Raw genomic sequence first — 26992 nt, forward strand, 5'->3', positions numbered from 1 at the left:
ATTGATTCTGCCATTGTCTTCACAGCTTTACTCACTAAGAATGAAGCATGCCGGTATACATGAGGTCCCTCGAAACCGCAGTTCCCCCTACGATTCTGGTCCAGGAGCAGGCGCGCGAGGTGTTTGCTGCCCAGCCAGGCCTGACCCGGCTGGGTACCCGGCTTGTCACCACATGCTTTGACTCAGCCGCGATCGACACGCGCTACACCGCCGTCGAAGAACTCAGCCTCGATGCCAACCCGGAAAACCCGAAGTTCTTTGACCCGGAAACCAACAGGGTCTTAAGTCCCAGCACCAAGGTCCGTAACGAAATCTTCGCGACGGAAGCGACCAAGCTGTTCATCGAGGCCGGCAAGACAGCCGTGGCGCAAGCCCAAGGCATTGACCTTGATGACATCACCCACGTGATCACCGTGTCCTGCACCGGATTCTTCAATCCGGGACCCGACTACAAGGTGGTCAGGGCGCTTGGCCTCAACCCGGCAGTTCAGCGTTACCACCTGGGCTTCATGGGCTGTTACGCCGCATTCCCTGCCATGAAGGCTGCAAAGCAGTTCTGCCTGGCTGATCCGGAGGCGGTTGTCCTGGTGATCTGTGTTGAACTCTGCTCGCTCCACGTCAGGACGTCGAACGATCCGGACACCATTATGGGGTCGGCCATCTTCGGCGACGGAGCGGCCGCGGCAGTCATCTCCGCCAGGGAACCGGAAGGCGACGAGCCGGTGATCCGGCTGGATCACTTTGAGACGGTCCTGACGCCCGTTGGCGAGGAAGCCATGGCGTGGAACATTGGCGACGAAGGTTTTGAGATGGTCCTGGGCTCCTACGTGCCGCACATCATCGAAGAACACATCACCGGTGCGCTGGAGCCCTTGCTGGCGAAGGAACCGGAGCTGGCTGGTGTGCCCTACCGGGAAATCACCCACTGGGCCATCCACCCCGGCGGCCGCAGCATCCTTGACAAGGTCGAGTCCAAATTGGAATTGACGCAGGAACAGCTGGTACCCGCACGGGAGACGCTCAGGGAATACGGCAACATGAGCAGCGCCACAGTGTTGTTCGTCCTGAAGTACATGCTGGGACAGGCGGCCAGCCAACGGGAGGAGCGGATCTGCTCCATGGCGTTCGGCCCGGGCCTGACAGTGGAGACCGGCCTCTTCACGTTGGTCTCCCCCGGTCTGTGAGTCCCTGGGGGTCCCTCAGGGAAAGGGACCTGCACAGCGTAGAGGACATGGACAGGCCTGACTGCGATCCGCTGCTGCTCAGCCGAACCTATGCCAGGTTTCCTGTCGTCAACAGGCTGCTTTCGGGATGGCGGCGGACCTACAAGCGCCGAATCCGCCCGCTGCTGTCGGAGACGGGTCGTGGATCTTTGCTGGACATAGGAAGTGGCAGCGGTGATGTGGCCCGCAGTCTTGCCCGGTGGGCGCGACAGGACGGATTCGCGCTGGACGTGACGGCGGTCGACCCGGATGAACGTGCCCATGCCTTTGCGACCCACTTACCCAGGGACGAAGGGGTGACCTACCGTCAGGCCCACAGTTCCGAGCTCGTGGCGGAGGGGCTGGAATTCGACGTGGTCATTTCCAACCACATCCTTCACCACCTCGATGCGCAGCAGTTCGCCGGGGTTCTGCGCGACTCGGAACTGCTCTGCACGCGATTGGCATTGCACAACGATCTGCAACGAAGCAACGTCGCCTATGTACTGTTCCTGGCCGGCTTTTGGCCTCTGGGCTGGGGCTCTTACATCGTGAGGGATGGCTTGCTGTCCATCAAGCGCAGCTACACGTTGGCCGAACTGCGGTCCGCCATCCCGCCCACGTGGGCGGCCGAAAGCAACGGCCCGTGGCACAACATGCTGGTCCACGAGCACCGACGATCGGGGAACCCTCACCGTGCTTGATGTTGTGATTGTCGGAGCCGGGCCTGTGGGTTTGTTCATGGGCCTGCGGCTCCTCCGGGCCGGCCACAGAATCCGCATCCTGGAACGCAGGAGCACCAGAAGTGTGCGTTCGCGCGCCATCGGGATCCATCCACCAGCCCTGGCAGCGCTGGAGCGTGCAGGAGTCTCCGGGCAGCTGGTGTCGTCCGGGGTCCGGATCAAACGCGGCGTCGCCTACAGCCGGGGCCGCAAAGTTGCCGAACTTCCCTTCTCTGGAGACGCCGCATTTCCTTTCATTCTGGCAGTTCCGCAGGCGACCACGGAGAAGGTGTTGGAGGACGCGGTGCTGGAAGCCGATCCGGCGGCGATCATCCGCGGCATCGACGTACAGGAAACCCGTGACGACGGCACCACCGTTCGCGTCCTGGCCCACTCGACGTCAGGGAACCGGGAATTCGGCGCCCGGTTGGTGATCGCCGCCGACGGTGCGCATTCGTCCCTCCGACGACTTCATGTTCCGGACACGGCTCCACGGACTTATCCGGACTCGTATCTCATGGGCGACTTCCCGGATGCCACTGGACACGGTGCTGATGCGGTGCTGTACCTGGAACCAGACGGCATCGTTGAATCCTTCCCCCTGCCGGCAGGTGTCCGCAGGTGGGTGGTGAGGCTCGGCGCGCCAGCGAGGGGTGCGACGGCGGCCGGGCTGGCTGAGTTGGTCGGAGCCAGGACGGGTGAGGTGCTGGAGGCGGCCGGCAATACGATGCTCAGCGCTTTCGAGGTTCAGTCGCGCCTGGTCCGGCAGCTGGTCCACGGGCGGGTGGTCCTCCTTGGGGATGCCGCCCACGAGATCAGTCCCATCGGCGGCCAGGGCATGAACCTCGGGTGGCTGGATGCAGCAGCCCTGGCTCCCATAGTCGATGCCTCATTGGCCGGCACCGAGGTGGGGAAGGCGCTGCGGGATTTCGAAAGGTCGCGGCGGAAAGCTGCGGTCCGGGCGTCGCGGCAGGCCGGGCTCAACATGGCCTTGGGACGGCCGCTGCCACCAGCGGCCATGGCTGCAAGGAACAGGGTGTTCGCGGGCTTACTGGAGATGCCCGGCGTGGCCGGGGTGGTGGAGCGGCGCTTCACCATGCGTTAGCTATTCCGGTGCCGTGTAATAACAGTCGTAGGTGTCCTGGCTGATGATCAGGCCCTCCCGTAGCTGGAAGATGGCTGTGCTCCTGGCGCGGATGGTGTCGCCCCGGTCCCAGTGCGGGAGGTCCAGGAGCAGCGTTGCCGACCAATTCATCTCGAGGACCACCCGGTCTTCCTCGGTGGTTGTGCGGACAACCTCGAAGCGCTGGTCCGCCACGATGTCCTGGCTGTGGTCGGCCCCGGCGAGGGTTTCGGTGAGGTTCCGTGTGGAGCCTGTCTTGGACAGTGCATGCGGCCATTCGGTGAGTTTGAAGTCCTCAGACAGGAAAGGCCGCAAGGCAGCTGATCCACCGCCGGCTTCAACCGTTCGGACGAACCCGAGCACGTGTTCCAGAGGCGTGGGATTGGTCATTCTTCGAGCCTAGCCCACTGACAAAGAGACCCTTGGATATAGGCTCGTTCCATGACGCATCAACCCCATCCCGGAGCCTCAAGCCCCGCTGCAGACTTCAATCCCCTCCAGATCCGGGATGCCGTCCGAAGGTTGCTTGATACCGAGGATCTCCCGGCTATTGTCCAAGCGGGGCACCCGGTGCTGCGCCAGCATGCCGCGCCGTACGAGGGCCAGCTCGACGACTTCGAACTGCTGGCGCTGCTGGAACGGATGCGCGAAGCCATGCATGCGGCGCCGGGAGTCGGCCTGGCCGCACCCCAGGTGGGCATCCCTTTGCAGCTGGCCGTTCTGGAGGACAAATACGAGATCGATCCCGTGTCCGCCGCCGTGCGGCACAGGGAATCGTTGGATTTCTTCGCCATGGTGAATCCGAAGTACCGTCCCCTCGGCACGGAGACCTCGGCGTTTTACGAGGGGTGCCTGTCAGTCCCGGGATACCAGGCAGTGGTGGAACGACACAGTAATGTTGAGTTGTCTTTCGTGACGCCCGCCGGCGAGCCTGTGGAGGAATGGTTTTCCGGATGGCAAGCCCGCATCGTGCAGCACGAGACCGACCACCTGCACGGCGTCCTCTACCTGGATCGGGCCGAGATCCGCTCGCTGGCCAGCAACGCCGAGCACACGGCGCGTTGGGCCTCACCGGAGATTGATGAGGCACGCCGGTCGCTCGGTTTCCTCCTCTGAGGCCGGTGACCCGGCGCTCTCCTACTCCGCGGCCTTGTTTCCAGCGGTGGGTAGGTACTTGGCCCACCAGCTGAGTATGTGCTCGAAGCGCTGGCGGCGGTGGTGCGGAGTTCCGGAACGGGACAACTCGTGGTCCTCACCCGGAAAGACCAGCAAGGCGGTCTCAACTCCCTGGGCTTTCAACTGTGCATAGTAGCGCTGCCCTTGTTCGATGGGGCAGCGCAGGTCATTTTCGGAATGCACCACCAGCGTGGGTGTCTGAACGTCGGTGATGACGGCCATGGGACTTTGGGCCAGCATCTGCTCCGTCGATCCTCCGATGTATTCACCGCCGAAGAACCAACCAATGTCCGAAGAACCTGCAAAGCTGACGGGATCCAGGAAACCACGCTCCACAATCGCAGCCTTGAACCGGTGATGATGCGCGATGGTCCACGCCGTCAGGTATCCCCCGTAGGAACCACCCATGATGCCCACATTCTCCGGGTCAAGGGACGTCTGCGAAGCCAGGGAAGCGTCGAGGAATGCCATTACGTCCTGCATGTCCAAGGTGCCCATGCGCCCCTTGATGGCACGCCCGTGTTCCTGGCCATAACCCGACGATCCGCGCGGATTGCACATCACCACCGCGTACCCGGCCGCAGCGTAGACCTGGGCCTCGTCGAAGAATGCTCCCGTGTATTGGGAGAACGGGCCGCCGTGGATGTTCAGAAGGACCGGATGCGGTCCAGGGCCTTCCGGTATGACGAGCCAGCCGTGGAGAGCGTGTCCGTCGCTGGATTCGGCGTTGAAGTCCACGGGCTCAATAACAGTGGAGTTGTTTCGGAGGGCCCCTGAGAAGTCCGTCAACAGCCGAAGCTCACCACGTTCCAACGTTGCGACATCGCCGGCAGTGGACGCATCGGACAGGCACACCGCGACTTCTCCGTTGGCGGCAACAGAAGCTCCGATGACCACCCGGGCACCGTGCACAAGAGGCGTGATGTCGCCGTCGGCTGAGACCTCGAGAAGCTCAACGCTGCCCAAGGCCGTGTTGAGGACAAGGACACGGTCCGCTCCGCTGGGTTCCAGCGGTCCAGACACGTCCAGGTGCTCCACGTCGGTCAGCGCTGAAGCCTCTCCCCCGGCCACAGGCATCACATGAAGCACGGAGTTCCGCGCCACAAAGTCCCTGCCGCTTTCTCCCAGTTCCTGGGCGATGTAGAACAACCACTTGCCATCGGCCGAGGGGCGCACATCCGTGACGGTCTGCGGTGTCCGGTTCGAGGCCTCGACGACGGCGGGCTCGCCACCTGCGGCATCGACCCTGTAAACGGAGGCGACCAGATCGTCGTCGTGTCCTTCATGCAGGGCGGCAACGAAGTAAAGCCGGGTACCGTCCGCGGAAAAGGCCGGCGACGTGTGGTCAGAGTCCCCGAAGGTGACCTGCCGGGCAGCAGGCAGGCCGGGAAGCTCCGGAGTCTGCTGATCGTGGGCAGCCCTGCCGCGCGGAAGGACTGCAGGCTCCCCACCCAATTCCGGGACTTCGACGACAAACAACTGCTGGCGCTGGTCGGCGGTGTATCCAACCCCGTTCATCATGTATTGCTTTGCGGTGATGAGTCGGGCATCTTCGGCGCCCGGAGTCACGTCGTCGACCGTTCCATAACGTCCGTGTTCGGGGACCCGCGCCTGGAAGGCGATTCGGTGCGAATCCGGCGCCCAGACGAAGCTGTCCACCCCCGCAGCCTGGTTCGTGATCCGCTGTGGTTCGCCGCCGGCGGATTCCACGACGAACAGTTGGGGTTTACCGCCTGGATCGCTGCGCAGGAAAGCCAGGACCAGCCCATCCGGTGAGAACGACGGCGAAGTGTCCCGGAACCCCCGGGTGATACGGCGAGGGTACTTGGTGTTGTCCAAAGGCACCGACCAAAGCTGGCCAACATAACTGTCGGCATCAAAATCCGGCCTCGTGACCGAGACCACGGCCTTGGTCCCGTCGGGGTGGATCGCAGGGGCGGACACGGAGTTCAACAGGGGCAGCTGCTCGGGTTTCACGTTGGTGAGCCTAGCCCGGTGCGCCGTCAAGCGGCCCCAGACACTCCGTCCGCCGTAGGATTGAAGCCATGTTGCCCGATGCCGTCTCTGCCCTGCGCTGCCCCGTATGCCAAGGAGTTTTCGAGTTGCGGGAAGGCCGGCCGGCCACGCTTGCTTGCCGGAATGGGCATTTGTTCGATGCCGCCAAACAGGGCTACTTCAACTTCCTGACCGGGAAGGGCACCGTCTTCGAAGCTGACACGGCGGATATGGTCGCGGCAAGGAACAGGTTCCTGGAAGGCGGACACTATTTGGGTTTGGCCACGGCGTTGGCTGACTTGGCGGCGGAAGCACTCCACCGGCCGGACGCGCTGGTTCTCGACGCCGGAACAGGCACCGGCCACTATTTGCACAGCGTTATCGAAGCGACAGGCGCAACCGCCGTTGGCATGGATATATCCAAATTCGCGCTTCGCCGTGCTGCCCGCCTCAACCCTCAGGCGGCGAACCTTGTATGGGACATCTGGCGTCCATTGCCCATGGCGGACAGCTCGGTGGACGTGGTGACGGTTGTGTTCGCGCCGCGGAACCCTGCGGAGTTCGCGCGGGTTCTGCGTCCCGGAGGAAGCCTCCTGGTGGTGACACCGCGGCCCGGCCACCTGCAGGAGGTCGCAGCCCGGGCGGGGATGCTCAGCATCGAAGAAGGCAAGGAGGAACGGCTGGCAGAGTCCATGAGCCGGTATTTCGGTGCGTCCGAGACACACTCCCTGGACCTGCCCTTGGTGCTGGGCGGAAACGCAGTAGCCGACCTCGCCTTCATGGGCCCGGCCGGCCACCATTTGCAGCAGGAAAAGTTGTCCGGCCTGGCAGCTTCGGAGGAGCCGGTGGCCACGACTGCGAAGTTCCGGATCAGCGTGTTCACTGCGTCCTGACGCGTCACAGCGCGTCGGGCTAGGATGGAGGAACAGCGACTGTGATCCCTTTCCCGGGATCCGGGACCAAGGGGGAACGATGTTTGAATGGCTCGGCGAAAATTGGTGGGCTCTCTGGCTCACGGTCTTCCTCGCGTTCGCGGTGGTGGAGATGCTCACTCTCGACCTCTTCTTCATCATGCTGGGTGGCGGCGCGCTTGCGGGGCTGATCGCGGACTTCTCGGGCGCCGACTTCTGGCTGCAGATCGTCATTTTCTGCGTTGTTTCCCTCTTGATGATCGTTTTCGTGCGGCCAGTGGCTTTGAACCACCTGCGCAAAGGACCCGCGGAACAGCTTTCCAACATAGACCGGCTCATCGGCCAGCCTGCCCTCGTCATTGAAGCCGTGAGCAGCACCAGCGGGCTGGTAAAGATCGGCGGCGACGTGTGGAGCGCCCGCAGCGCCACCGGCGTCCTTGACGCCGGGGCTACTGTCCAGGTCACCAAAATTGACGGAGCGACGGCGGTGGTCGCCCCGGCTTCCGACAACAGCCCCCGCTGACGTTGGTCGTACCCGGAATTCAGGCCGCTGCCGGTCAAGGGCAACCTGCCCGCGCACAGCCTCATCAAACCACGCAATTGGGGAACGAAGGAGATGTATGGACGGCTTAGGAGGAACAGCAGCGGCAATTGTGCTGATTGTTCTCGTTATTTTTGTCATCATCGTGTTGGTCCGCTCGGTTAGGATCATCCCGCAGGCACGGGCCGGCGTCGTTGAACGGCTCGGCAAGTACCAGCGCACGCTCAACCCGGGACTGACCATCCTGATTCCGTTTGTCGACCGGCTGCTGCCGTTGCTCGACCTGCGCGAACAGGTAGTGTCCTTCCCGCCGCAGCCCGTCATTACCGAAGACAACCTGGTGGTCTCGATTGACACCGTGGTCTACTTCCAGGTGACCGATCCGAGGGCGGCAACGTACGAGATCGCCAACTACATCCAGGCTGTTGAACAGTTGACCACCACCACGCTCCGCAACGTGGTGGGTGGACTCAACCTCGAAGAAGCCCTCACGTCCCGCGACCAGATCAATGGTCAGCTGCGTGGCGTATTGGACGAAGCAACGGGCCGCTGGGGAATCCGGGTCTCGCGGGTGGAACTGAAGGCGATCGATCCGCCCCACTCCATCCAGGACTCGATGGAAAAGCAGATGCGTGCAGAGCGTGACCGCCGCGCAGCCATCCTGACCGCCGAAGGCACCAAGCAGTCGCAGATCCTCACCGCAGAAGGACAGCGCCAAGCCGCGATCCTCGCCGCTGAAGGTGATGCGAAAGCGGCCATCCTCCGGGCAGATGGTGAAGCGCAAGCCATCCAGAAGGTCTTCGATGCCATCCACAAGGGCAACCCGGACCAGAAGCTTCTTGCCTATCAGTATCTTCAGACACTTCCGAAGATCGCCGAAGGCAGCTCCAACAAACTCTGGATCATCCCCAGCGAAGTTGGCGAGGCCCTCAAGGGCATCGGTGGTGCGCTTGGTGGGAACAACTCCGACTCTCCCGTAGCGGGCCTGTTCGACGGCAGTTCGAAGTCCCCGGAGCCGGTGGCGACAGGGGAACCAACACGTCCCACCGAATAGTTTCTGCTCCGTAGTGACAACGCGGGCGGTCAGCCATTCCGGCTGGCCGCCCGCTGCGTCTGCAAGCTTTTGAGTAGTCGGCTTGGATCAGCGTATAATGGGATATTTGTCCGGCTGGTTCAGCGTGGACGGAACATTAAAGCTTGGCCAGGCGTTGCAATTAGTGATGCAAGGTGTGCAGAAGTAGTCCGTAAGGATCGTGAAAACGGCTTACGGCTAGCGCGGAGTTCCTGCTCCGCGAACAGACAGAGGGAGTAATCATGAGCGATCGCAGCCTGCGGGGTATGCGTCTTGGCGCCCAAAGCATGGAAACTGAATCCGGCGTTGAACCGGCACCGCGTCAGCGGGTCGAGTACCGTTGCGAGGATGGCGAGCAGGTCTTCGTAACCTTCTCCTCCGAAGCAGAGATCCCTCCCGTTTGGGTTTCCAAAACGGGGAAGGAAGCGCTCCTGGTCGATGGCGAGCGTCCCGTGGATGCCAACGAGAAAGCCGTCCGCACGCACTGGGACATGCTGCTGGAACGCCGCAGCCTTCCTGAGTTGGAGCAGATCCTTGAGGATCGCCTCAACATCCTGCGTGAACGCCGCGGAGAACGCCGTTCGGCATAGTCTCCCAAGACAAACAGCAAAGGCCGGGCCTGGTTCCTTATGGAACCGGACCCGGCCTTTGCCTGTTAATGCTACTTCGCGGTTTCGGGCGACTTGCGCGTGAGCTTCGCCCAGCGTGCTGCCAGTCCCCACTTGGTGACGTTGATCATGGCTTCCACCACAATGTTGCCGCTCATCTTGGATGCTCCGAGTTCGCGTTCCACGAACGTAATGGGGCGCTCTTCGATGCGAAGGCCAAGCTTGGCCACGCGCCAGGCCAGGTCAACCTGGAAGCCGTAACCGACTGACTCGACTTCGTCCAGGTTCAGTGCCTCAAGCGTGCTGCGGCGGAATGCCCGGTATCCACCGGTGACGTCCTTGATCTTGACGCCAAGCATGATGCGGGCATAGGTGCTGCCGACGCGCGAGATGGCCTGGCGGTAGAGGGGCCAGTTCACGACGCTCCCGCCAGGAACCCAGCGGGAACCCATGGCGAGGTCCGCGCCGTCCCGGACGGCATCGAGGAGGAGGGGCAGCTGCTCGGGCTTGTGCGAACCGTCCGCATCCATTTCGACGAGGACGTCATAGCCGGCGGCCAGACCCCACTTGAAGCCTGCAATGTAGGCAGCCCCCAGGCCTTCCTTGCCCTTGCGGTGCAGGACGTGCACCTGGCTGTCCTCAGCGGCGAAGTCGTCGGCAAGCTTTCCCGTGCCGTCAGGGCTGTTGTCGTCGACCACCAGGACATCCGAGTCGGGTACCGCTGCGCGCAGCCGTCCCAGCGTCACGGGGAGCGATTCCAGCTCGTTGTAGGTGGGAATGATCGTCAGGACACGCAAGAAGAGGCCTTTCCTTGATGGAGCGGTCAGTGTGCCGGACCAGCCTGGCAGCAGGCGTTCTGGCGCAACTCTCCATTATAGGACGACGGCGGCCATGACTTTCGCGCCTGTGGCGCCGGCCACAGGGCTTCAGTCGAGGTCCCGGGATTTCCGCCCGGACCCGAAGGACCGGACCCGAAGGACCGGACCCGAAGGACTATACGCGAAGTGATTCGTGGGCGAACAGTTCACGGCCCTCACGGACAGTCTGCAGGCAGCGGGGGTCCGATCCTGTGTCAAGGGCGGGCAGCAGTGGTGTCCGTGCGCGGGGATCCGTGCTCCAGGACTGTACCCGGCTGTCAGCAACCTGGACCATCAGCTCTTCCACCTCCCACACCGCAAAACTGGCCGGGGCGCCAGGGACCAGCTGTCCCATCAGGGGGTTCCTGTGTTTCGCCGCACGCCATCCTGCGCGTGTGTGCCCCAAAAATGCGGCGCGTGCCGAGATGCGTTGTTCCGGGTTGCTGTGCTCCAGGCAAGCGCGGACGCTGGACCAGGGTCGGAGCGCAGTAACGGGGCTGTCACTGCCAAAGGCAATGGGTACGCCACTGGAGTAGAACGAGGCGAACGGGTTCATGCCGGCGCTCCGGCTCCCGAGACGTTGCTCGTACAGACCGCCGGGCGCGCCCCAAGCAGCGTCAAAGCCCGGTTGGACGCTGACGGTCACGGAGTACTTCGCCAGCCTGTCTATGGAGGACTGGTCAGCCAATTCCACGTGTTCAAGCCTGTGGCCCGCCGCCCGGATGCGCTGCTCCCCCACTTCGGCCGCTGCGGCGTCCAGCGCGTCCAGGACGGCTGCCAGGCCGGCGTCACCTATGACGTGGAAACCTGCCTGAATACCCAGCGCCGACGTGGCGGCGAGGTGTTTGCTTGCCTCGTCCACCGAGAGGTAGAGGCTGCCCCGCTGCCCGGGGGCATCGGAGTAATCGTCCAACAAGGCAGCTGTGCGCGAACCGATAGAGCCGTCCACATTGAGGTCGCCGGCGAGGCCCAGGACGCGGGTGCCCAAACCGTCCAGAATGGCCTTGGCGTGCTCCTGGGACGAGGCCAGCTCGCCCCAGTAAGGGAGCACTTCGGGTTGGTCTCCCCTGTCGTTCCAGGACACGGCTGACAAGAGGTCCTCGGGGCCGCAGATGTGCGGCGCGGACATCTCAGCCAGGGCGACGTAGCCGTGCGAAGCGGCCTCCTGCAGCGCTTGCTCCTGGTACCTGCGCCGGTCATGCCCGGGGAACTTCCGCGCAGTCAGGCGGGCCGCTGTGTGAGCTGCCCGCACCACGCGTGCGCTTCCTGTGAAGCCGTCGAGTCCTTCGAGTCCTGCGGCCGCGGCCAGTGAAGGTGACACCAGGGCGGAGTGGACGTCGACGCGCGACAAATAGACCTGACGGTCACCGGCTGCCCGGGAAATTTCTTGAAGGCTGGGCAGTGTGGGGTCGTTCCACGTCGTCTCATCCCAGCCATGGCCAAGAATGGTGCCCGTACCACCCACGGCGGCAACGGCGTCGAGCAGTTCTGCAGCGGAACGAACGGTACCCAGCTGGAGGCCGGCGAGGGCCACTCCGGTTTCCGTCAAATGGACGTGGGAGTCCACAAATCCAGGAGCAAGCAGGGCGCCGCGGAGATCGATGATTTCCATGGACGAGTCGGCGATGGAGGTCGCAGCTTGTTCGGACCCCACCCATGCCACTGTGTCTCCGTCCACCACCATGGCCGTCGCAAAGGGATCGGCCGCCGTGTAGATGGAACCATTGCGGTACATGGTGACCTTGCGGCCGGATCCGTCGGGGTGCTGGCCGGCTGACGCGCCTGGCTGGTTCATGCTTTGGGCTCCTTGAGCGTTGACAACAAATCAATCATGGGACAGCCGGCTAGGCCACCGTGGAGTATGCCACCACGCCCCGGCGGACCAAATCGATGGCCTCACGGCAAATTCGGGCCAGCCGGGGGTCGAGCTGTGGGATCTTGGCGAGCTGGTCCAGGAGGTCCACTACCTGCTTGGCCCAGCGGACAAAGTCTCCAGCCGCCAGGTCCGTTCCACTGAGAACCTCCTGCAGGTGGCGCCCCTTGGCCCACTTGTACATGGGCCACATCAATCCGAGTTCGGGTTCGCCTGTCAGCGGGAGCCGGTGTTGCTCCTCGGTGTCCTCCAGCCGGGACCACTCCCGGACAACCACGTCCACGGCCGTTTCCAGCGAAATGGTTGGCATCTTCGGACGAAGCCCACGGTCTTCACGTTTGGCCTGATAGACCAAGGTGCTGGCGAAGGAAGCCAGTTCCGCCGCATCGAGGTCGTTGATGGCACCTTGCCGTATGGACTGGGAAATGAGCAGGTCCTTCTCACCGTAGATCCGGCGGAGACGCTGCCCGTCGGCACTGATGATGACGTCACCGGCGTCGTTTGTTTCCAGGTATCCGTAAACGGAGAGGACCTCGCATACCCGGTCGAAGGTCTTGGCGATCGTGTTGGTACGGCCTTGAATCTGGCGGACCAGTCCGTCGGTTTCCTTACGGAGCTTCCACCAGCGCTCCGACCAGCGCGCGTGGTCCTCCCGCTCGCTGCAGCCATGGCACGGATGTGCCCGCAGTGCGCGTCGGAGATCCGCGATCTTCTTTTCCTGGTCCGGCAGCCGGGAGCCCAAGCCAAAGTCCTCGTGCCGGCTGTTCCGGTGGCGTTGCGGCGCGTCCTCGCTGATGGCATGGCGCATGGACGATGCGAGGTCGCGCCGGGATTTTGGCACCTTGGCATTGAATGACTTGGGAATGCGGATGCGGGTCACCGGGGACACGGGACCGTCGAGGTCGTGGACACCGATCCGGCGGAGCTGGTTGTCCTGGGTCAGGACCGATGGCCGTGGTTCGCGGGCGTTGGGGTCAACATCCAGAACCACCGCGTGCCCCGCGAGCCGGCCGCTGTAGACGCTGATGACGTCGCCCGGAATCAGCCTCGCCAGGGAATCGGCGACGCGTGACTTACGGGCACGCTGATGGTCACGTGCCGCGAAGTTTTCAGCGTCTGTCAATTCCCGCCGGAGCTTGGCGTACTCGGTGAAGTCGCCCAAATGGCAGCTCATGGACTTGGCGTAGCCCGCCAGCGATTCTTCACGGCCACGGACCTGGCGGGCAAGGCCCACGACGGATCGGTCAGCCTGGAACTGCGCGAAGGAGGACTCCAGGATTTCGCGTGCCCGCACCCGCCCGAACTGGGCAATGAGGTTGATGCTCATGTTGTAGGTAGGCCTGAAACTGGAGTTCAAGGGGTAGGTGCGCCTGGAGGCCAGGCCTGCCACTGCCGCTGGGTCAGTCCCGGGTTGCCACAACACAACGGCATGGCCTTCGACGTCGATCCCCCGCCGCCCGGCACGACCCGTCAGTTGGGTGTACTCCCCCGCTGTGATGTTGACGTGCGCTTCACCGTTGAACTTCTCCAGCTTCTCCAGGACCACGCACCGGGCGGGCATATTGACGCCCAATGCCAGCGTTTCGGTGGCGAAGACCGCCTTGACCAGGCCGTCCGCGAAGAGCTTTTCCACCACTTCCTTGAACGTGGGAAGCATTCCGGCATGGTGGGCCGCGAAGCCTCTGACCAGGCCGTCACGCCAACCCCAGAAGCCCAGAACGTCCAGGTCGTCGGCGGGTATTTCGTGGCTCGCTTCATCAACGCGCTGGGCGATGATCTGTTGCTCCCGTTCCGTGGTGAGCCACAGGCCGGAGGCAGCGCACTGGGCAACGGCTGCATCACAGCCTGCCCGGGAGAAGATGAACGTGATGGCAGGAAGGAGGTCTTGCCGCCGGAGGCTCTCGATGACCTGCGGGCGGCTCGCCTTGCGTACCGGACTGCGCTGTTCGGACTGCTGGCGTTCGTCACGGTAACGGTCCTGACGACGACGGCTCCGTCCGCCGTGGCCGAACCGTCCGTTCATGTTCATGCGGCTCTCGGAACGTGCCATGGCCAGAAGATCAGGATTCACCTCAAATTCAGGACCGGTGACTGCCTGGCGCACTTTTGTGGTGGCCGAGCCCTTGGCTGATGTGCGGCGGCCGCCGCTGGGTTCCCGGGTTGGCTCTGCGGCCTCGGAGAGGTCCGGCACGTCGGTTTCCTGCTCGCCCGGCGCAACAGGAGCAATCTCGTCGAAGGTGGTATCGCCGGCAAAAAGGTCAACAATCTCCCGGCCCACCATGACGTGCTGCCAGAGTGGCACGGGACGGTGCTCGGAGACGATCACATCAGTGTCGCCCCGGACGGTATCGAGCCAGGCGCCGAACTCTTCTGCGTTGGATACGGTCGCGCTCAGCGAAGCAACCTGCACTTCGCTGGGCAAGTGGATGATGACTTCTTCCCACACGGCACCCCGGAAGCGGTCAGCGAGGTAATGAACTTCATCCATCACAACAAAGCCGAGGTCACTGAGAGTCTCGGAATCGGCGTACAGCATGTTCCGCAGGACTTCGGTGGTCATCACCACTACTGGTGCTTCACCGTTGATGGTTGTGTCGCCCGTCAGCAGGCCAACGTTGGCCGCGCCGTACTTTTCTGCCAGTTCCGAATACTTCTGGTTGCTCAGGGCCTTGATGGGGGTGGTGTAGAAAGCCTTGAGTCCCCGTTGAAGGGCCAGGAAGATGGCGAATTCGCCGACGATCGTCTTACCGGCCCCGGTGGGTGCTGCCACCAATACACCACGGCCCTCCTGCAAGGATTTGCAGGCTTCGCGTTGGAAATCATCCAGCTCGAAGTTCAGTGATCCGGCGAAGGCACCGAGATAGGTTTTGGCCTCGGCCGCCCTCTTGGCTGCCGCCTGGTAACGCTCTGATGGAGAAGGAGACCCGGGAAACGAAGACATGCATCAAGCCTAGTGGCCCAAGGTCTAGAGATTCTCCAGATCCGAGGCCGGGGTGGCGATATCCGCAGTGGCTTCCGTCTCGGCCGCACGCTTGATGGCGCGGCGTTCACGGCGACGGTCATTGAGGAGGCACACCCCAATAGCTGCGAAAAAGAGCAACAGCATAGGTGCTGCCAGGTAGAACATGCTCATGGCATCAGCGCCGGGCGCGGCCATGGCGGCGAACAAGCACACCAGGAAAATGGTGATACGCCAGCTCTTGATGAGCTGCTTGCCTTTGACGATGCCGGCCAGGTTCAGGCCGACAAGCACCACCGGAACCAGGAAGGCAATGCCGAACGCCAACAGGAGCCGGAGGACGAACGCAAGGTAGATTTCAGCGCTGATGAAGTTTGAGCCGCCAACGGGGGTGAAATCCGTCAGGACCCGCACGGCATTGGGCAGGACAAGCCAGGCAAGAAGAACGCCACCAATGAACAGCGGTACCGCCGCTGCCACGAACGACAACGCGAGGCGACGTTCCTTCTTGTGCAGGCCGGGCACAATGAAAGCCCAGAGCTGATAGATCCAGACCGGGCTCGACAGCAGAACGCCAAGGAATACCGAGACCTGGACCATGAGGTCGAACGAACTGGCTACGCCATCGAAGTTCAGTGTGGCGGCGCGACCCTCTTTTTCATTGAGGTCTTTGATCGGCTTGATCAACGCCTCCAGGAGCGGTTGGTAGACAATGAAGCCCACCACGGTTCCGAGGATAACGCCGATTGCAGCCTTGAAGAGCCGGTTCTTCAGCTCCTTGAGATGGTCAAGGAGCGCCATCCGGGCTTCGGGGTTGGCCTTGCGCCCCTTCGTCTCTACCACTTCTCTTTAGACGCGGTTGGAGGGCGGAACGTCGGTCTCGCCGGTGTTTTGTGCCTTCATGTTCGGCGTCTTCGCGTCCGGGTGGCCTACGACCTTGCCTTCCACGGCGTCGGAACCGTCCTGGGAGTCCTTCGCATCGGAAGAACCGTCCTTTTTCATTTCCCGGACTTCAGACTTGAAAATACGCATCGACTGCCCAATGCTGCGCGCCATGGACGGCAGTTTCGGTGCGGCAAAAAGCACCAGAGCCAGGACGATGATGATGATGAGATGCCAGCCTTCGAGCCTCATGTGGGGAGGTCCTTTCCTTTTGGATACATCCTACGTCTATCTGAATTCAATGTCGTGCAGGGATTGCGGCTGACCCCGCTCCGCTTTGCGTTGAACACGCTTTTGGCGGCGAACTTCCTGCCGGAAGGCTTTGGCCGTCAGGTAATCATGACGCATCTGATCCGGGGAGGCAAAAATTGCCGATCCCGGTGCGGCGCGGTCTTCGGCGACCTCTGCGTCGGAGGTTTCCGCGGCAGGAGAAAGGTTGCTGAAACGTTTCCCGGCGTCGCCCAGTTCATGAACAGTGGCCATGAATTTCCGGAACAAGCGATAACCCAGCGTCAAGTGAAGGAGCAGGGCAAGAGCTACGAGTGCGATCCACAACAGGATCCAGAACCACCAAGGCATCTGAGTAGTCTAGCCAGCCTGGACGTCTGCAGCAGAGTCGTACTGGGCCAAAGCAGCCTTCACCCATGTGATGGCGTCGTCCTGAAGTGACCTTGGTTGGAGGATCCGTACCGTCCCCCCATGCTGTGCCACGAACATGGGCAACCACCCTGGGTCGCCGAACCGGACCTCGGCCAGCAGGCCGCCGTCGGGCAGTTGGGCCGTGCGCTCGGCGTAGTAGTCATCTGCGAGCCCGGCGCCCTGTCGGGTCAACTGCAGCACAACCTGGAGGTCGTCCTCGTTTGGAGTGAACAGCCGCGCGGGAAAGTCCTGGCCGGTCGGGGCGGGGCCCGTCACGGGCCGGCCGTTCGGTTCCAGCGCCTCCACCCTGTCCAGCCTGAAATTCCTGATTCCGGCCTTGCTGTGGCAGTAGGCCTCGAAGTACCAGGTGTTGTCCATGGAGTACAGCCGCAAAGGGTCCACGTCCCGCTCACTCACCTCGTCGCGCTGCAGGGACAAATACCGCAGCCGCAGCTGGTGCCCGTCCCTGATGGCCTGCGTGATGGTGGCAAAGGCCTCGGACTGTTCCGGTGCCACCGACTGGCCGGCCACTGAACCGGCCAAGCGGCCGGCCTGTCCTGCGGCGCCGGTCAGCTTGATGGTGACCGATTCCAGAGCACTGCCGGCCTCGTCGTCGGCCATCCCTGCCAAGGCGGGCAGATCACCCAGCATTGCCAGTCCGGTCAGCAACGCCGCGGCCTCGTCCTCGCTGAACCGCACCGGCCTGTTCAGGTCCAGATGCTCGGAGATGTACACATGGTCGTTTTCCCATTGGATGTCCAGCAGGTCATCCGGGTAACCTTCGGGAAGCCCGGAGCAAATGAGGATCTTGAGGTCATCGATCAGGTCCTTGCGGGAGACGCCGAAACGGTCCGCCACCTCCTGGATATGCAGGCCCTGGTGATGGACCAGGAACGGCACCAACTGCAGCATCCTGGTCAGCTGGTCTTCCGACGTACGTTTCCGGGCACGCGGTGCGCGGCCTGCTTCGGGGAATTCCACCGCCACTGCCGGTGCGGTGCCGAAGTCTTCGGCGGCCTGAAGGCGTCGGACGACGGCGTTGCGCAAGTCGGCCGGTTCTGCCACCTTCACGTGCGGACCATAGGAGGCAAGCTCCTCGGCGAGTTGTTCGGGGTCCCTGAAATCGACCTGGATCCGGTCACGGCCGCCCTTGTCAGGGGCCGGTCCGGTGACGACTGCCCTCTTGCGCAGTGCCAGCAATCGGCCCGCATCCACGTCCAGGACGGCTTTTTGAAGCGGCAGCTCGTTGAGCGCAGCGAGCTCGGCCTTGGCATTGAAGCCTTCCGGCGGTTCAAAACTGCCGCCCGCCACCACGGTCAGTGCCGTGGTCATCCGTGAGAGCCGGAAGATTCTCTTGGCGCCCCTCCCCCGGTCGAAGCCCACCAGGTACCACTGGCCGAAACGGCTGCCGAGCCCCCAAGGCTCCACCTCGCGGGTTTCCTCACGCCCGGTGCTGACAGCCAGGTAGCCGAAACGGACGGGGTGCCTGCCGTGCATGGCTGCAACGACGTCGTCGAAAGCCTGTCCGGCAGGTTTGATCCGCGGCTGAACCCCGGCAGGAAGCTCGACGTCGGTGAATCCGCCTGCTGCCTGCAACTTGCGGACGGCATTGGCGGCAGCATTTCCCAAGGCGGCGCGCTCCCACAGCTGGGCGGCCAACAGGAGGACCGTGCACTCAGCCGGAGTCAGCTTCACTTCCGGAAGCCGGTTGGAGTCCTTGCCGATCCTGTAGCGCGCTGAGGCGGGGTCATCGGCGCCGAAACTGCTGGGGTCCATCAACGTTTCCACCTCGAAGCCGAACTGCTTGAGGTCGGCCTTGTCCCGCTCAAACATGCGCCCAAAGGCGACATCATTTCCGGCGGTATCGTGGTAGACCTTTTCGCGCAGGATGGAGCGCGAAAGCCCCACCTTGGTGTTGAGCAAAGCAAGGAGAAGGTTCAGGAGTCGTTCAGTGCGGGATGCGGACACGGTTGCTACGTTACTAAAGTCCAGCGGGAAACCAGCAAGGCGCGTCACCGGCCGGTTGCACCGGAAGATGACGCGCCCTGCAGAACAGCTGGATCCTAGCGGACAGCCACGAGGTCAACCACGAAGATCAGTGCTTCGTTCGGCTTGATGGCGCCACTGGCCCCGCGGGAGCCGTAGGCCAGCTCCGAGGGGATCTCCAGGCGACGGCGGCCGCCGACCTTCATGCCCAGGAGGCCCTGGTCCCAGCCCTGGATAACCTGGCCAACTCCGACGCGGAAGTCCAGAGGAGCTCCGCGGCCCCAGGAGGCGTCGAACTCTTCGCCCGTGGACCAGGCAACGCCAACGTAGTGGGTGGAGACAGTGTCTCCGGCCTGGGCTTCACGGCCCGTGCCCTCGATGAGGTCCGTGATGACGAGGTCCGTGGGGACGTCGCCTTCGGGGAAGTCAATCTCCGGCTTGGTGCGGTCGAAGTCACGCTGACCAAATGACATGGATACTCCTTGGTGTCAGTGATGAATTGGTGTCAGGAACCAGCCTAAGCCAGTGCCTGCGTTTTCCTGTGTGGTTACTTAACGCCCAGGATGTCCACGACGAAGACGAGGTCGCCCTTGGCTTCTCCCTGGCCGGCGGCGCCGTAAGCGAGATCCTGCGGAATCACCAAGAGAACGCGGGAGCCAACAGTCTTGCCCTCCAGCCCCTGGGTCCAGCCCTTGATCACGCCGGTGAGCGGGAAACTGGTGGACTTTCCGCGGTCGTAGCTGGAATCGAACTTGGTGCCGCCAACGAGGTTCACACCTACGTAGTTCACGGTCAGTGTGTCGGTTGCCTTGACGACGGCGCCCTTGCCCTTGATGAGGTCCTGGGAAATCAGTTCCTTGGGAGCAGCAACACCGTCAACGGAGATCTGCGGAATACCCTTGTCGTCTTCCTTCACTGTCGGCAGACCCGCGGGAGGAGTCACAGTCTCGCCCTCCGGCTTGTCCAGCACCGGGGCCGGGTCCTTGGCCGAGAGTAGCTTGAAGACGACCAGCTGCGTGGAGGCGGCCGGTGAAGCCGAAGCGTTGCCCGGAGTTGCGAAGGCAATCTGCGAGCCGATCTTGGCTCCAACGATTGCGTTGTAGATCTGCTGGTTGCCGGATTTCAGTTCGTCCGTCAAGTCGATCGGCTGAGGCCCGTTGGTGTAGGCGTCTTCCACGGTCTTGCCGTCGTTGCCGTCGACGGCCACGTAGACGAGTTCGGCTGTCTGGCCGGCCTTCACACGCTCCCCGTCACCTTCGACAACCACCTTGACGGTGGGCTCGGTGACGCTCAGCGGCTTGGCGAACTCAACGCCGGGTGCTTTGTCGTTGCCGTTGTCCGTCACTTTCACGGAGTCGAGCTTGGAGGTATCACCGGCGGACTGGCTGGTGGGCTCGGCGGCCGGGTTGCTTCCGCCGCACGCGGTCATGAGCAGCAGGGCGGGAAGAAGAATTGCTAGGAGTCGGCGCACAAAAAAGACACTTTCGTCGGGGCAAGGGACACTCGGAACAGCGCAGAGCGCCTCCAAGCAGGTTGTCTCCTGGAAAGAGACCACTATCCAGAATAGCCCGTAAAGCTGGGAGCCAGCTTATAGAAAGCTTCAGCCCATGGAGTCCAGAAGCGCGTCCACCCGTTCGTCCTCGCTCCGGAAGGGGTCCTTGCAGAGAATGGTCTGGTGGGCGCGGTCGTTGAGCTTCAGGTGGACCCAGTCGACGGTGTAGTCGCGGCCAAGTTCCTGTGCCCGACGCACAAAATCCCCACGCAACTTAGCCCGGGTGGTCTGTGGCGGTGCATCCACGGCGTCCTTGACGTCAGTCTCCGTGACCAGCCTGCGTGCAGCTCCCCTGGACTGGAGCAGGAAGAACAAGCCCCGCTGCCTTGAGATGTCATGGTATGTGAGGTCCAGCTGGGCGATCCTCGGCGAATCCAGGCTCAGTCCGTGCCGCCGCATGTAGCCGTCCATGAGCTTCTTCTTGATGGCCCAGTCAACCTCTGTGTCAATGGTGCTGGTGTCACCGGTCTCGATGGCATCGAGCGTCCGCTTCCACAAGTCCAGGATCAGGGGAACATGGGCATTGTGCGCACCGTTCGTAGCTACAAAGTCCGTCACTTTCGTGAGGTACTCGCGCTGGATATCCAGTGCAGTAAGCTGCCTGCCGTTGGCCAGGCGGACCAATGCCCGGCCGCTCAGGTCGTGCGAGATTTCGCGGATGCTTCGGATGGGATTTTCCATGCGCATGTCCCGCATGATGACACCGGACTCGATCATGCGGAGGATCAGGTCTACGGTGCCGACCTTGAGCAGTGCCGATGTCTCGGACATGTTGGAGTCGCCCACGATCACGTGAAGGCGACGGTAGAACTCGGCATCAGCGTGCGGCTCGTCGCGCGTGTTGATGATGGGACGTGACCGGGTTGTCGCCGATGACACGCCCTCCCAGATGTGGTCGGCACGCTGGGAGAAAGCAAAGGTGGCCCCGTGCGGAGTCTTCAGAACCTTGCCCGCTCCTGCGATCAGCTGCCGGGTGACCAGGAACGGAATCAGGATCTCCGCCAGGCGGGAGAATTCCCCGCGGCGCGGAATCAGGTAGTTCTCATGGCTTCCGTAGGAGTTGCCCGCCGAATCCGTGTTGTTTTTGAAAAGGTAGACGGTTCCGTTGAAGCCCTCCGCGGCCAGTCTGGTCTGGGCCTCGTCCACGAGGTCGTCAAGAATGAGTTCGCCCGCCCTGTCGTGGGCGATGAGTTGGGCGAGGTCATCGCACTCGGCTGTGGCATATTCCGGGTGCGAGCCGACGTCAAGGTAAAGCCGGGAGCCGTTGGTCAGGAAGACGTTGGAAGACCTTCCCCAACTGACCACTTTCCTGAAGAGGTACCGCGCCACCTCCTCCGGCGCCAGCGGACGCGAATCCGGGCTCGAATAGGAGATCCCGAATTCTGTTTCGATGCCGAATATTCGTTTGTCCATCTCAGGCCTCCTCGTTGAGCAACCGGGTCATGTCCTCGGGCAGCAGGCGTCGGAACGCCCTGCGTGATCCGCGGTGGCTCTCCGACGCGCGGTAAAGGACTGCGGCCTCGACGGCGGTGGCAGGCAGGGCTTCCACTTCCTTGTCTGCTGCCAGGGCGCGCAGGGCCAGGCGCATGGCCCCGGCCAAAGTGAGCTCGGATTCCCAAGCCCCGCGGACGACGTCGGAAATCTGATCTGCCAGGCCGCCCATGACCACGAAACCGTTCTCATCGGCGATTGAACCATCGAAGGTCAGTCGGTAGAGGTGGTCTTGCTCCTGTGCCGGTCCGACCTCAGCCACCGCCAACTCCACCTCGAAAGGCTTTTGTTCTGCGGTGAACACAGCTCCCAGGCTCTGTGCGTAGACGCTGGCCAGCCCGCGGGCCGTGACGTCTTCCCTGTCGTAGGAGTAACCACGGACGTCGGCATAGCGGACCCCCGCCTGGCGCAGGCTCTCGAACTCGTTGTACTTGCCCACGGCAGCGAAGGCGATTTTGTCGTAGATCTCGCCGATCTTGTGCAGGGATGGTGACGGGTTCTCCGCGATCAGGGCGATGCCGTCGGCGCAGCTGATGACCACTACGGACCGGCCCCGGGCGATGCCCTTGCGGGCGAAGTCCGCGCGGTCCTTCATCAGTTGTTCCGGAGAAACGTAGAACTGCTGCGTCATGTCAGGCCTCCCGTCCGGCGATGGCCCGCGATTCGACGATCGCTCCGGCGATTGCTGCAAGGTCGCGTTCGGGGATTCTTCGGTTACCGGCCCGGTTCACGGTATAGACCACAGGCCAGAGTTGGCGGACGGGGTCCGGTCCGCCGGTAGCGGAATCATCGTCAGCGGCGTCGTACAGGGCTTCGACCGCAACGGCGACGGCGTCTTCCTCCGAGAGGTTGGGCCTCCACAGCTTCTTCAATGCGCCCCTGGCAAATACCGAGCCCGAGCCCACAGAGTGGTGTTCCTGCTCTTCATAGCGACCGCCCGTGACGTCGTAGGAGAAAAGCCGCCCAACGCCGCTGACGTGGTCGAATCCGGCGAAAAGCGGGATCACGGCCATCCCCTGCATCGCCATGGGAAGGTTCCCCCGGATCATGGCGCCCAGGCGGTTGGCTTTGCCCACCAGGCTCAGGAGCGTTCCCTCGATTTTTTCGTAGTGCTCCAGCTCCACCTGGAACAGACGGGTGATGTCGATGGCCAGGCCCGCGGTGCCGGCGATACCCAGCACCGAAAATTCATCGGCCGGAAACACTTTCTCGATGTGGCGGCTGGCGATGACATTGCCCATGGTGGCGCGGCGATCGCCCGCCATCAGCACGCCGCCGGCAAACGTCAGGGCAACGATCGTGGTGGCGTGCGGCGATGACGGCACGGTGCCGGCGGGAAGCGCCTGGCTGAAGGGAAGGAGTTCAGGACGCGAGCGTTGGAGATGCTCGGTAAATGAAGACGTTGCCTGGGTGGCCAGGGGGCCGTTTGATGGGTCCTGCATTGCTGCACTCCTTCGACTCTGCGTTCCGGTGCCCGGCGGCCTCACGCCGTCCGGGTTGTGAATCCTTGTTCGGGGCCGGTTACTGGCCGCCCTTTTGGACGAAAGCCCGGACAAACTCTTCGGCATTGGATTCCAGAACGCCGTCAATTTCGTCGAGGAGATCGTCCACGCCCTGGGTTGCCTCGGACGCCTGGGCTTCGGGCGCTGCAGGCGGAGCCTCCGGGACGTCCACTTCTGCTTCGGTTTCCCGTGACTGTGGTTGTTGCTGTTCCTGAGCTGCCATTTTCTTTCTCCCTACTGTCAGTCCCCTGATATTGGAGACTTCCTACTGCCATATTGCCACGCTGCGGGCCGCTGCGTACGGCTTTGGGCAGGTACGAATGTTGCTGTGGCGGATACCTCTCAGGCCCTTGGCGCCGGCGGGTTCTGGCCCAGCAATTCGGCAAGGAATGCACCGGCATCCTGATGGCGGTCGAACAAAGCACCGGTCAGCGCTTGCGTCCCCCGCAAGGGTTCGCGTGTTGGTACCCGTTGGAGCTTTCCCAGCCCCGGAACGTCGAAGATGACCGAGTCCCAGCTTGCCCCGACAACGTCCCTGCCGAACCTCGAAACGCATCGGCCGCGGAAGTACGCACGGGTGTCCGACGGCGGTTCCGTCACCGCCCGGGCGATGTCGCCGTCGTCCACCACGCGCATCATGCGGTTGTTGGACAACAGCCGGTAGTAAAGGCCTTTCTCTGGCCGGATATCGGACCACTGCAGGTCCACCAGACCGAGCCTGGCATCGTCCCAGCCCAGTCCGTCCCGGTTCCGGTAGCCTTCCAGGATCGATTTCTTGGCCACCCACTCCACGCAGGACGACGCTGAACCGGCATCGGATCCCAGCGCTGTCAACGTGGATTCCCAGCGCACCAGGACGTCGTGGGTGTGGCCGTCACCGGACACCGAATCCGCAACTCCGGTTTCCTGGGCAAGTTTCGCCGCGGCTTCGTAGTACATCCATTGAAGATCCAGTGCCGTCACCCTGCGGCCGTCCAGCAGCCGGACTGTGGCAGCAAGCGTGGTGTCATGGCTGACGGCTTGAAGGGCCTGGACAGGCTCATGGACCTCGATTTTGGGGGCCTGACCGGCCTCTATGAGGCTCAGCACCATGGCTGTGGTCCCGAACTTGAGGTAGTTGGAGGCCTGGCTGAGGTTCGCGTCCCCGATGATGACGTGCAAGCGGCGGTATTTGTCCGCCGTGGCGTGCGGTTCGTCCCGGGTGTTGATGATGGGGCGGCGGATGGTGGTCTCCAACCCCACCTCCGCTTCGAAGAAATCGGCACGTTGGCTGATCTGGTAGCCGGGGGTGGAACTGTCCTGCCCAAGGCCCACGCGACCTGCACCGCAGGTCACCTGCCGGGAGACGAAGAACGGGGTCAGGCCCCGGATGATGTCGCCGAAAGGAACCGAGCGTGGCATGAGGTAGTTCTCATGGGAGCCATAGGAGACCGACTTGTTGTCGGTGTTGTTCTTGTAGAGGTTTATGGCAGGCAGACTGGTGTCCGCAGCCACCTTCCGGACCGTGGCAAGCGCTACGACGTCGCCGGCGGCATCCCAGGTAACGGCGTCCCTGGGGTTGGTGACCTCCGGGCTGGAATACTCCGGGTGCGCATGGTCCACGTAGAGACGCGCACCGTTTCCCAGAACCATGTTCATCAACAACGAACCGGTCTCATCCGCGCCGTCCAGTTCCAGCTCCTGCCGGCCGTACGCCAAGGCGACGGCCTCGGCGTCGAGAACCGGTGGCTGGTCGGTGAGTTGACTTGGATCAGCGGCCGCACGGTCCACTGTCCAGCCCCGGGCGTCGTGAAGCGGCTCTTCGTCGGTGTAGTCCCAGCGCGTCTCCGCCCCTCCGGCTGCACGCTGCCGGGTCACGGTGGCGTAGGCCTGGATGATCCTGGCGGACATCATGGTGGCGTTGGCGCCGGGCGCCGACGGTGCGTGGATACCGTATTCAGTTTCCGAGCCCATGACGCGCATGGCACCGCCTGCAGGCAAGCTTCCGGCCTGTGTACCTTCGGGTCTTGCTGTCACAGGTACTGGCCCGTGTTGGCGGTGGTTTCGATGGACTTACCCGGTTCCTGACCGGCTTTGCCCTGGACGATCGTACGGATGTAAGTGATGCGTTCACCCTTCTTGCCGGAAATCCGGGCCCAGTCATCAGGGTTGGTGGTGTTCGGCATGTCCTCGTGCTCGCGGAACTCATCCACCACTGCGCGCAGCAGGTGCTCGATCCGAAGACCCTTCTGGTTGTTGGTCAGGAGGTCCTTGATGGCGTACTTCTTGGCCCTGTCCACCACGTTCTGGACCACGGCTCCGGAATTGAAGTCTTTGAAGTAGAGCATCTCGGTGTCACCGTTGGCATAGGTGACCTCAAGGTACTCATTGGACTTCTCGGTGGAGTACATGGCCTCCACGGTGCGCTGGACCATGGCATCCACCGTTGCCTGGACGTCTCCCCCGTACTCGGCAAGGTCCTGGGCGTGGAACGGCAGGTCCGTGGTGATGTACTTGCCGAAAATATCCGCCGCTGCCTCCGCGTCCGGCCTCTGGATCTTTACTTTTACGTCCAGCCGACCTGGCCGGAGGATGGCGGGGTCGATCATGTCCTCGCGGTTTGAAGCCCCAATGACAATCACGTTGTCCAAACGCTCCACGCCGTCGATTTCACTGAGCAGCTGCGGCACGATGGTGGTTTCGACATCGGATGATACGCCGGTGCCGCGGGTGCGGAAGAGGGAGTCCATCTCATCGAAGAACACGACGACGGGGCTGCCGTCCGAGGCCTTCTCGCGGGCCCGGGCAAAAATCAGGCGGATGTGCCGTTCGGTCTCACCCACGTACTTGTCCAGGAGCTCAGGGCCCTTGATGTTCAGGAAGTAGCTCTTGAGGTCGGTGTTGCCGGCGCGTTCTGCCGCGCGGGCCGCGAGGGAGTTCGCCACCGCCTTGGCAATGAGGGTCTTGCCGCAGCCCGGAGGGCCGTAGAGCAGGATTCCCTTGGGCGCCTTCAAGCCATGTTCGCGGTAGAGGTCCGGATGAAGGAACGGCAGTTCGACGGCGTCGCGGATCTGTTCGATCTGGGGACCCAGGCCGCCGATGTCCTGGTAGGTGATGTCCGGAACTTCTTCCAGGACAAGGTTCTCCACCTCGGCGCGCGGGACCTTCTCCAGGGCGTAACCCGTCCGGGAGTCCAGCGACAAGGCGTCGCCCACCTTCAAGTGGATTTCCTGGAGGGCGCCGGACAGCCGGACCACCCTTTCTTCGTCGGCGCGGCCGACCACCAGGGCGCGGTCCTTGCCCAGCAATTCCTTCAGGGTGACCAGCTCACCGGCCCGCTCGTACCCGAGCCCCGCCACGATCAGGAGTGCCTCGTTGAGCAGGACCTCCTGTCCCACTGCCAGCTGGTTGAGGTTCACCAGCGGGCTGACGCCCACACGCATCTTCCGGCCTGCATTGAAGATGTCCACTGACTCTTCGGTGGCTGCCTGCCCGGAGTTGCCGGGTGCCGGCTGCTTGCGGGGGTTGATCTGGAGCACGGTGCCGAAGCTGTAGGGCGGCTGCCCTTCCTGCTCCAGTGCGCCCTTCAAGCGGAGTATTTCGGCCTTGGCCGTTTCGAGCATGCTCACGAGTTTGCTGTTGTTCTGCGTGGCGGCAGCCAGCTGGCGGTCGATGTGGCGCAGCTTGTCCCGAAGGATGTTGATCTGCCGTTCGGCAACAGTCAGGTCCGTCGAAGCTTCCTGCGGTTGAACTGGGGCGGGACCCCGGCCCGCCCTTTCCTCAGCCGCTGTGTTTGCATCCTCCGGCGTCGGCCGTCCAAGGTCGTTGTTTGGCGTATCCACGATTCATCAGCCCCTTCCTG

Annotated in this window: 25 protein-coding genes; 8 read left to right on the forward strand and 17 right to left on the reverse strand. The window is 63.0% G+C overall.

All coding sequences use genetic code 11. The annotated features are described in order from the left end of the window. Positions 1-47: 47 nt before the first annotated feature. Genes IEY62_RS11825 through IEY62_RS11835 form a run of 3 tightly spaced genes read left to right on the forward strand, consistent with a single transcriptional unit; the run spans position 48 to position 3029 of the window. Positions 48-1184 (forward strand): type III polyketide synthase, encoded by a 1137-nt coding sequence (locus IEY62_RS11825; protein ID WP_189017854.1) that lies wholly within the window; start codon positions 48-50, stop codon positions 1182-1184. Continuing rightward, complete coding sequence (locus IEY62_RS11830; RefSeq protein WP_189017857.1) at positions 1181-1906, forward strand: class I SAM-dependent methyltransferase; 726 nt, start codon at positions 1181-1183, stop codon at positions 1904-1906. Before IEY62_RS11825 ends, IEY62_RS11830 begins: the two co-directional genes overlap by 4 nt. Then, positions 1899-3029 (forward strand): FAD-dependent oxidoreductase, encoded by a 1131-nt coding sequence (locus IEY62_RS11835; RefSeq protein ID WP_189017860.1) that lies wholly within the window; start codon positions 1899-1901, stop codon positions 3027-3029. The genes IEY62_RS11830 and IEY62_RS11835 overlap by 8 nt, the downstream gene beginning before the upstream one ends. Here the strand turns inward: IEY62_RS11835 and IEY62_RS11840 are convergent, their stop codons facing one another. Then, positions 3030-3437, reverse strand: a complete 408-nt coding sequence (locus tag IEY62_RS11840; RefSeq protein ID WP_189017863.1) for a nuclear transport factor 2 family protein — start codon at positions 3435-3437, stop codon at positions 3030-3032. A 51-nt stretch (positions 3438-3488) separates the two neighbouring features. On the opposite strand from IEY62_RS11840, the gene IEY62_RS11845 reads away from it, so the two are divergent. Beyond that, positions 3489-4163, forward strand: a complete 675-nt coding sequence (locus IEY62_RS11845; RefSeq protein ID WP_189017867.1) for a peptide deformylase — start codon at positions 3489-3491, stop codon at positions 4161-4163. 21 nt (positions 4164-4184) lie between these two features. Here IEY62_RS11845 and IEY62_RS11850 read toward each other — a convergent pair whose 3' ends face one another. Beyond that, a complete protein-coding gene (locus IEY62_RS11850) occupies positions 4185-6200 on the reverse strand; it encodes a S9 family peptidase (RefSeq protein WP_189017870.1) in 2016 nt (671 codons plus the stop codon). Between the two features lie 68 nt (positions 6201-6268). Between IEY62_RS11850 and IEY62_RS11855 the strand changes: the two genes are divergently transcribed. From IEY62_RS11855 to IEY62_RS11870, 4 genes are all read left to right on the forward strand, one after another. After that, positions 6269-7111, forward strand: coding sequence for a methyltransferase domain-containing protein (locus tag IEY62_RS11855; protein ID WP_189017873.1), 843 nt, complete (start codon positions 6269-6271; stop codon positions 7109-7111). 79 nt (positions 7112-7190) lie between these two features. Then, positions 7191-7652, forward strand: a complete 462-nt coding sequence (locus IEY62_RS11860) for an NfeD family protein (protein ID WP_189017876.1) — start codon at positions 7191-7193, stop codon at positions 7650-7652. Positions 7653-7749: 97 nt separating this feature from the next. After that, the gene (locus IEY62_RS11865) at positions 7750-8724 is read left to right on the forward strand and encodes an SPFH domain-containing protein (RefSeq protein WP_189017879.1); all 975 of its coding nucleotides are present in this window, start codon (positions 7750-7752) and stop codon (positions 8722-8724) included. A gap of 260 nt (positions 8725-8984) precedes the next feature. Beyond that, entirely contained in the window at positions 8985-9332 is a 348-nt protein-coding gene (locus IEY62_RS11870) for an RNA polymerase-binding protein RbpA (RefSeq protein ID WP_011774875.1), read from the forward strand. Between the two features lie 71 nt (positions 9333-9403). Here IEY62_RS11870 and IEY62_RS11875 read toward each other — a convergent pair whose 3' ends face one another. The 15 genes from IEY62_RS11875 to arc all read right to left on the reverse strand — a co-directional run bounded on the left by IEY62_RS11875 (position 9404) and on the right by arc (position 26972). Further along, positions 9404-10147 carry a polyprenol monophosphomannose synthase gene (locus IEY62_RS11875; RefSeq protein ID WP_189017882.1) on the reverse strand — a complete coding sequence of 248 codons (744 nt, stop codon included), beginning with the start codon at positions 10145-10147 and terminating at the stop codon, positions 9404-9406. A 196-nt stretch (positions 10148-10343) separates the two neighbouring features. After that, positions 10344-12002 carry an amidohydrolase gene (locus tag IEY62_RS11880; protein ID WP_189017885.1) on the reverse strand — a complete coding sequence of 553 codons (1659 nt, stop codon included), beginning with the start codon at positions 12000-12002 and terminating at the stop codon, positions 10344-10346. Between the two features lie 49 nt (positions 12003-12051). Then, positions 12052-15021 (reverse strand): DEAD/DEAH box helicase, encoded by a 2970-nt coding sequence (locus IEY62_RS11885; RefSeq protein WP_189017888.1) that lies wholly within the window; start codon positions 15019-15021, stop codon positions 12052-12054. 24 nt (positions 15022-15045) lie between these two features. Further along, on the reverse strand, positions 15046-15882 hold the full coding sequence (gene tatC, locus IEY62_RS11890) for a twin-arginine translocase subunit TatC (protein WP_189017891.1): 837 nt from the start codon (positions 15880-15882) through the stop codon (positions 15046-15048). A gap of 6 nt (positions 15883-15888) precedes the next feature. Further along, entirely contained in the window at positions 15889-16173 is a 285-nt protein-coding gene (gene tatA, locus IEY62_RS11895; protein ID WP_189017894.1) for a Sec-independent protein translocase subunit TatA, read from the reverse strand. Between the two features lie 36 nt (positions 16174-16209). Continuing rightward, positions 16210-16560 (reverse strand): hypothetical protein, encoded by a 351-nt coding sequence (locus tag IEY62_RS11900; RefSeq protein WP_189017897.1) that lies wholly within the window; start codon positions 16558-16560, stop codon positions 16210-16212. Positions 16561-16569: 9 nt separating this feature from the next. Continuing rightward, entirely contained in the window at positions 16570-18588 is a 2019-nt protein-coding gene (locus tag IEY62_RS11905; protein ID WP_189017900.1) for a helix-turn-helix transcriptional regulator, read from the reverse strand. 95 nt (positions 18589-18683) lie between these two features. After that, a complete protein-coding gene (locus IEY62_RS11910) occupies positions 18684-19079 on the reverse strand; it encodes an FKBP-type peptidyl-prolyl cis-trans isomerase (protein WP_189017903.1) in 396 nt (131 codons plus the stop codon). Between the two features lie 74 nt (positions 19080-19153). Continuing rightward, the gene (locus IEY62_RS11915; protein WP_189017906.1) at positions 19154-20077 is read right to left on the reverse strand and encodes an FKBP-type peptidyl-prolyl cis-trans isomerase; all 924 of its coding nucleotides are present in this window, start codon (positions 20075-20077) and stop codon (positions 19154-19156) included. A 129-nt stretch (positions 20078-20206) separates the two neighbouring features. Then, positions 20207-21571: a Pup--protein ligase gene (pafA, locus tag IEY62_RS11920; protein WP_189017909.1), complete on the reverse strand. Its 1365-nt coding sequence runs from the start codon at positions 21569-21571 to the stop codon at positions 20207-20209. A 1-nt stretch (position 21572) separates the two neighbouring features. After that, complete coding sequence (gene prcA / locus IEY62_RS11925; RefSeq protein ID WP_189017912.1) at positions 21573-22280, reverse strand: proteasome subunit alpha; 708 nt, start codon at positions 22278-22280, stop codon at positions 21573-21575. Between the two features lies 1 nt (position 22281). After that, positions 22282-23091 carry a proteasome subunit beta gene (gene prcB / locus IEY62_RS11930; RefSeq protein WP_189017916.1) on the reverse strand — a complete coding sequence of 270 codons (810 nt, stop codon included), beginning with the start codon at positions 23089-23091 and terminating at the stop codon, positions 22282-22284. Positions 23092-23170: 79 nt separating this feature from the next. Continuing rightward, the gene (locus tag IEY62_RS11935; protein ID WP_018777646.1) at positions 23171-23374 is read right to left on the reverse strand and encodes a ubiquitin-like protein Pup; all 204 of its coding nucleotides are present in this window, start codon (positions 23372-23374) and stop codon (positions 23171-23173) included. A 119-nt stretch (positions 23375-23493) separates the two neighbouring features. Beyond that, a complete protein-coding gene (dop, locus tag IEY62_RS11940) occupies positions 23494-25113 on the reverse strand; it encodes a depupylase/deamidase Dop (protein ID WP_189018320.1) in 1620 nt (539 codons plus the stop codon). Between the two features lie 50 nt (positions 25114-25163). Beyond that, entirely contained in the window at positions 25164-26972 is a 1809-nt protein-coding gene (gene arc, locus IEY62_RS11945; RefSeq protein WP_189017919.1) for a proteasome ATPase, read from the reverse strand. Between the last annotated feature and the right edge of the window lie 20 nt (positions 26973-26992).

The organism is Paenarthrobacter histidinolovorans, assembly GCF_014647595.1.
GTDB lineage: Bacteria > Actinomycetota > Actinomycetes > Actinomycetales > Micrococcaceae > Arthrobacter > Arthrobacter histidinolovorans.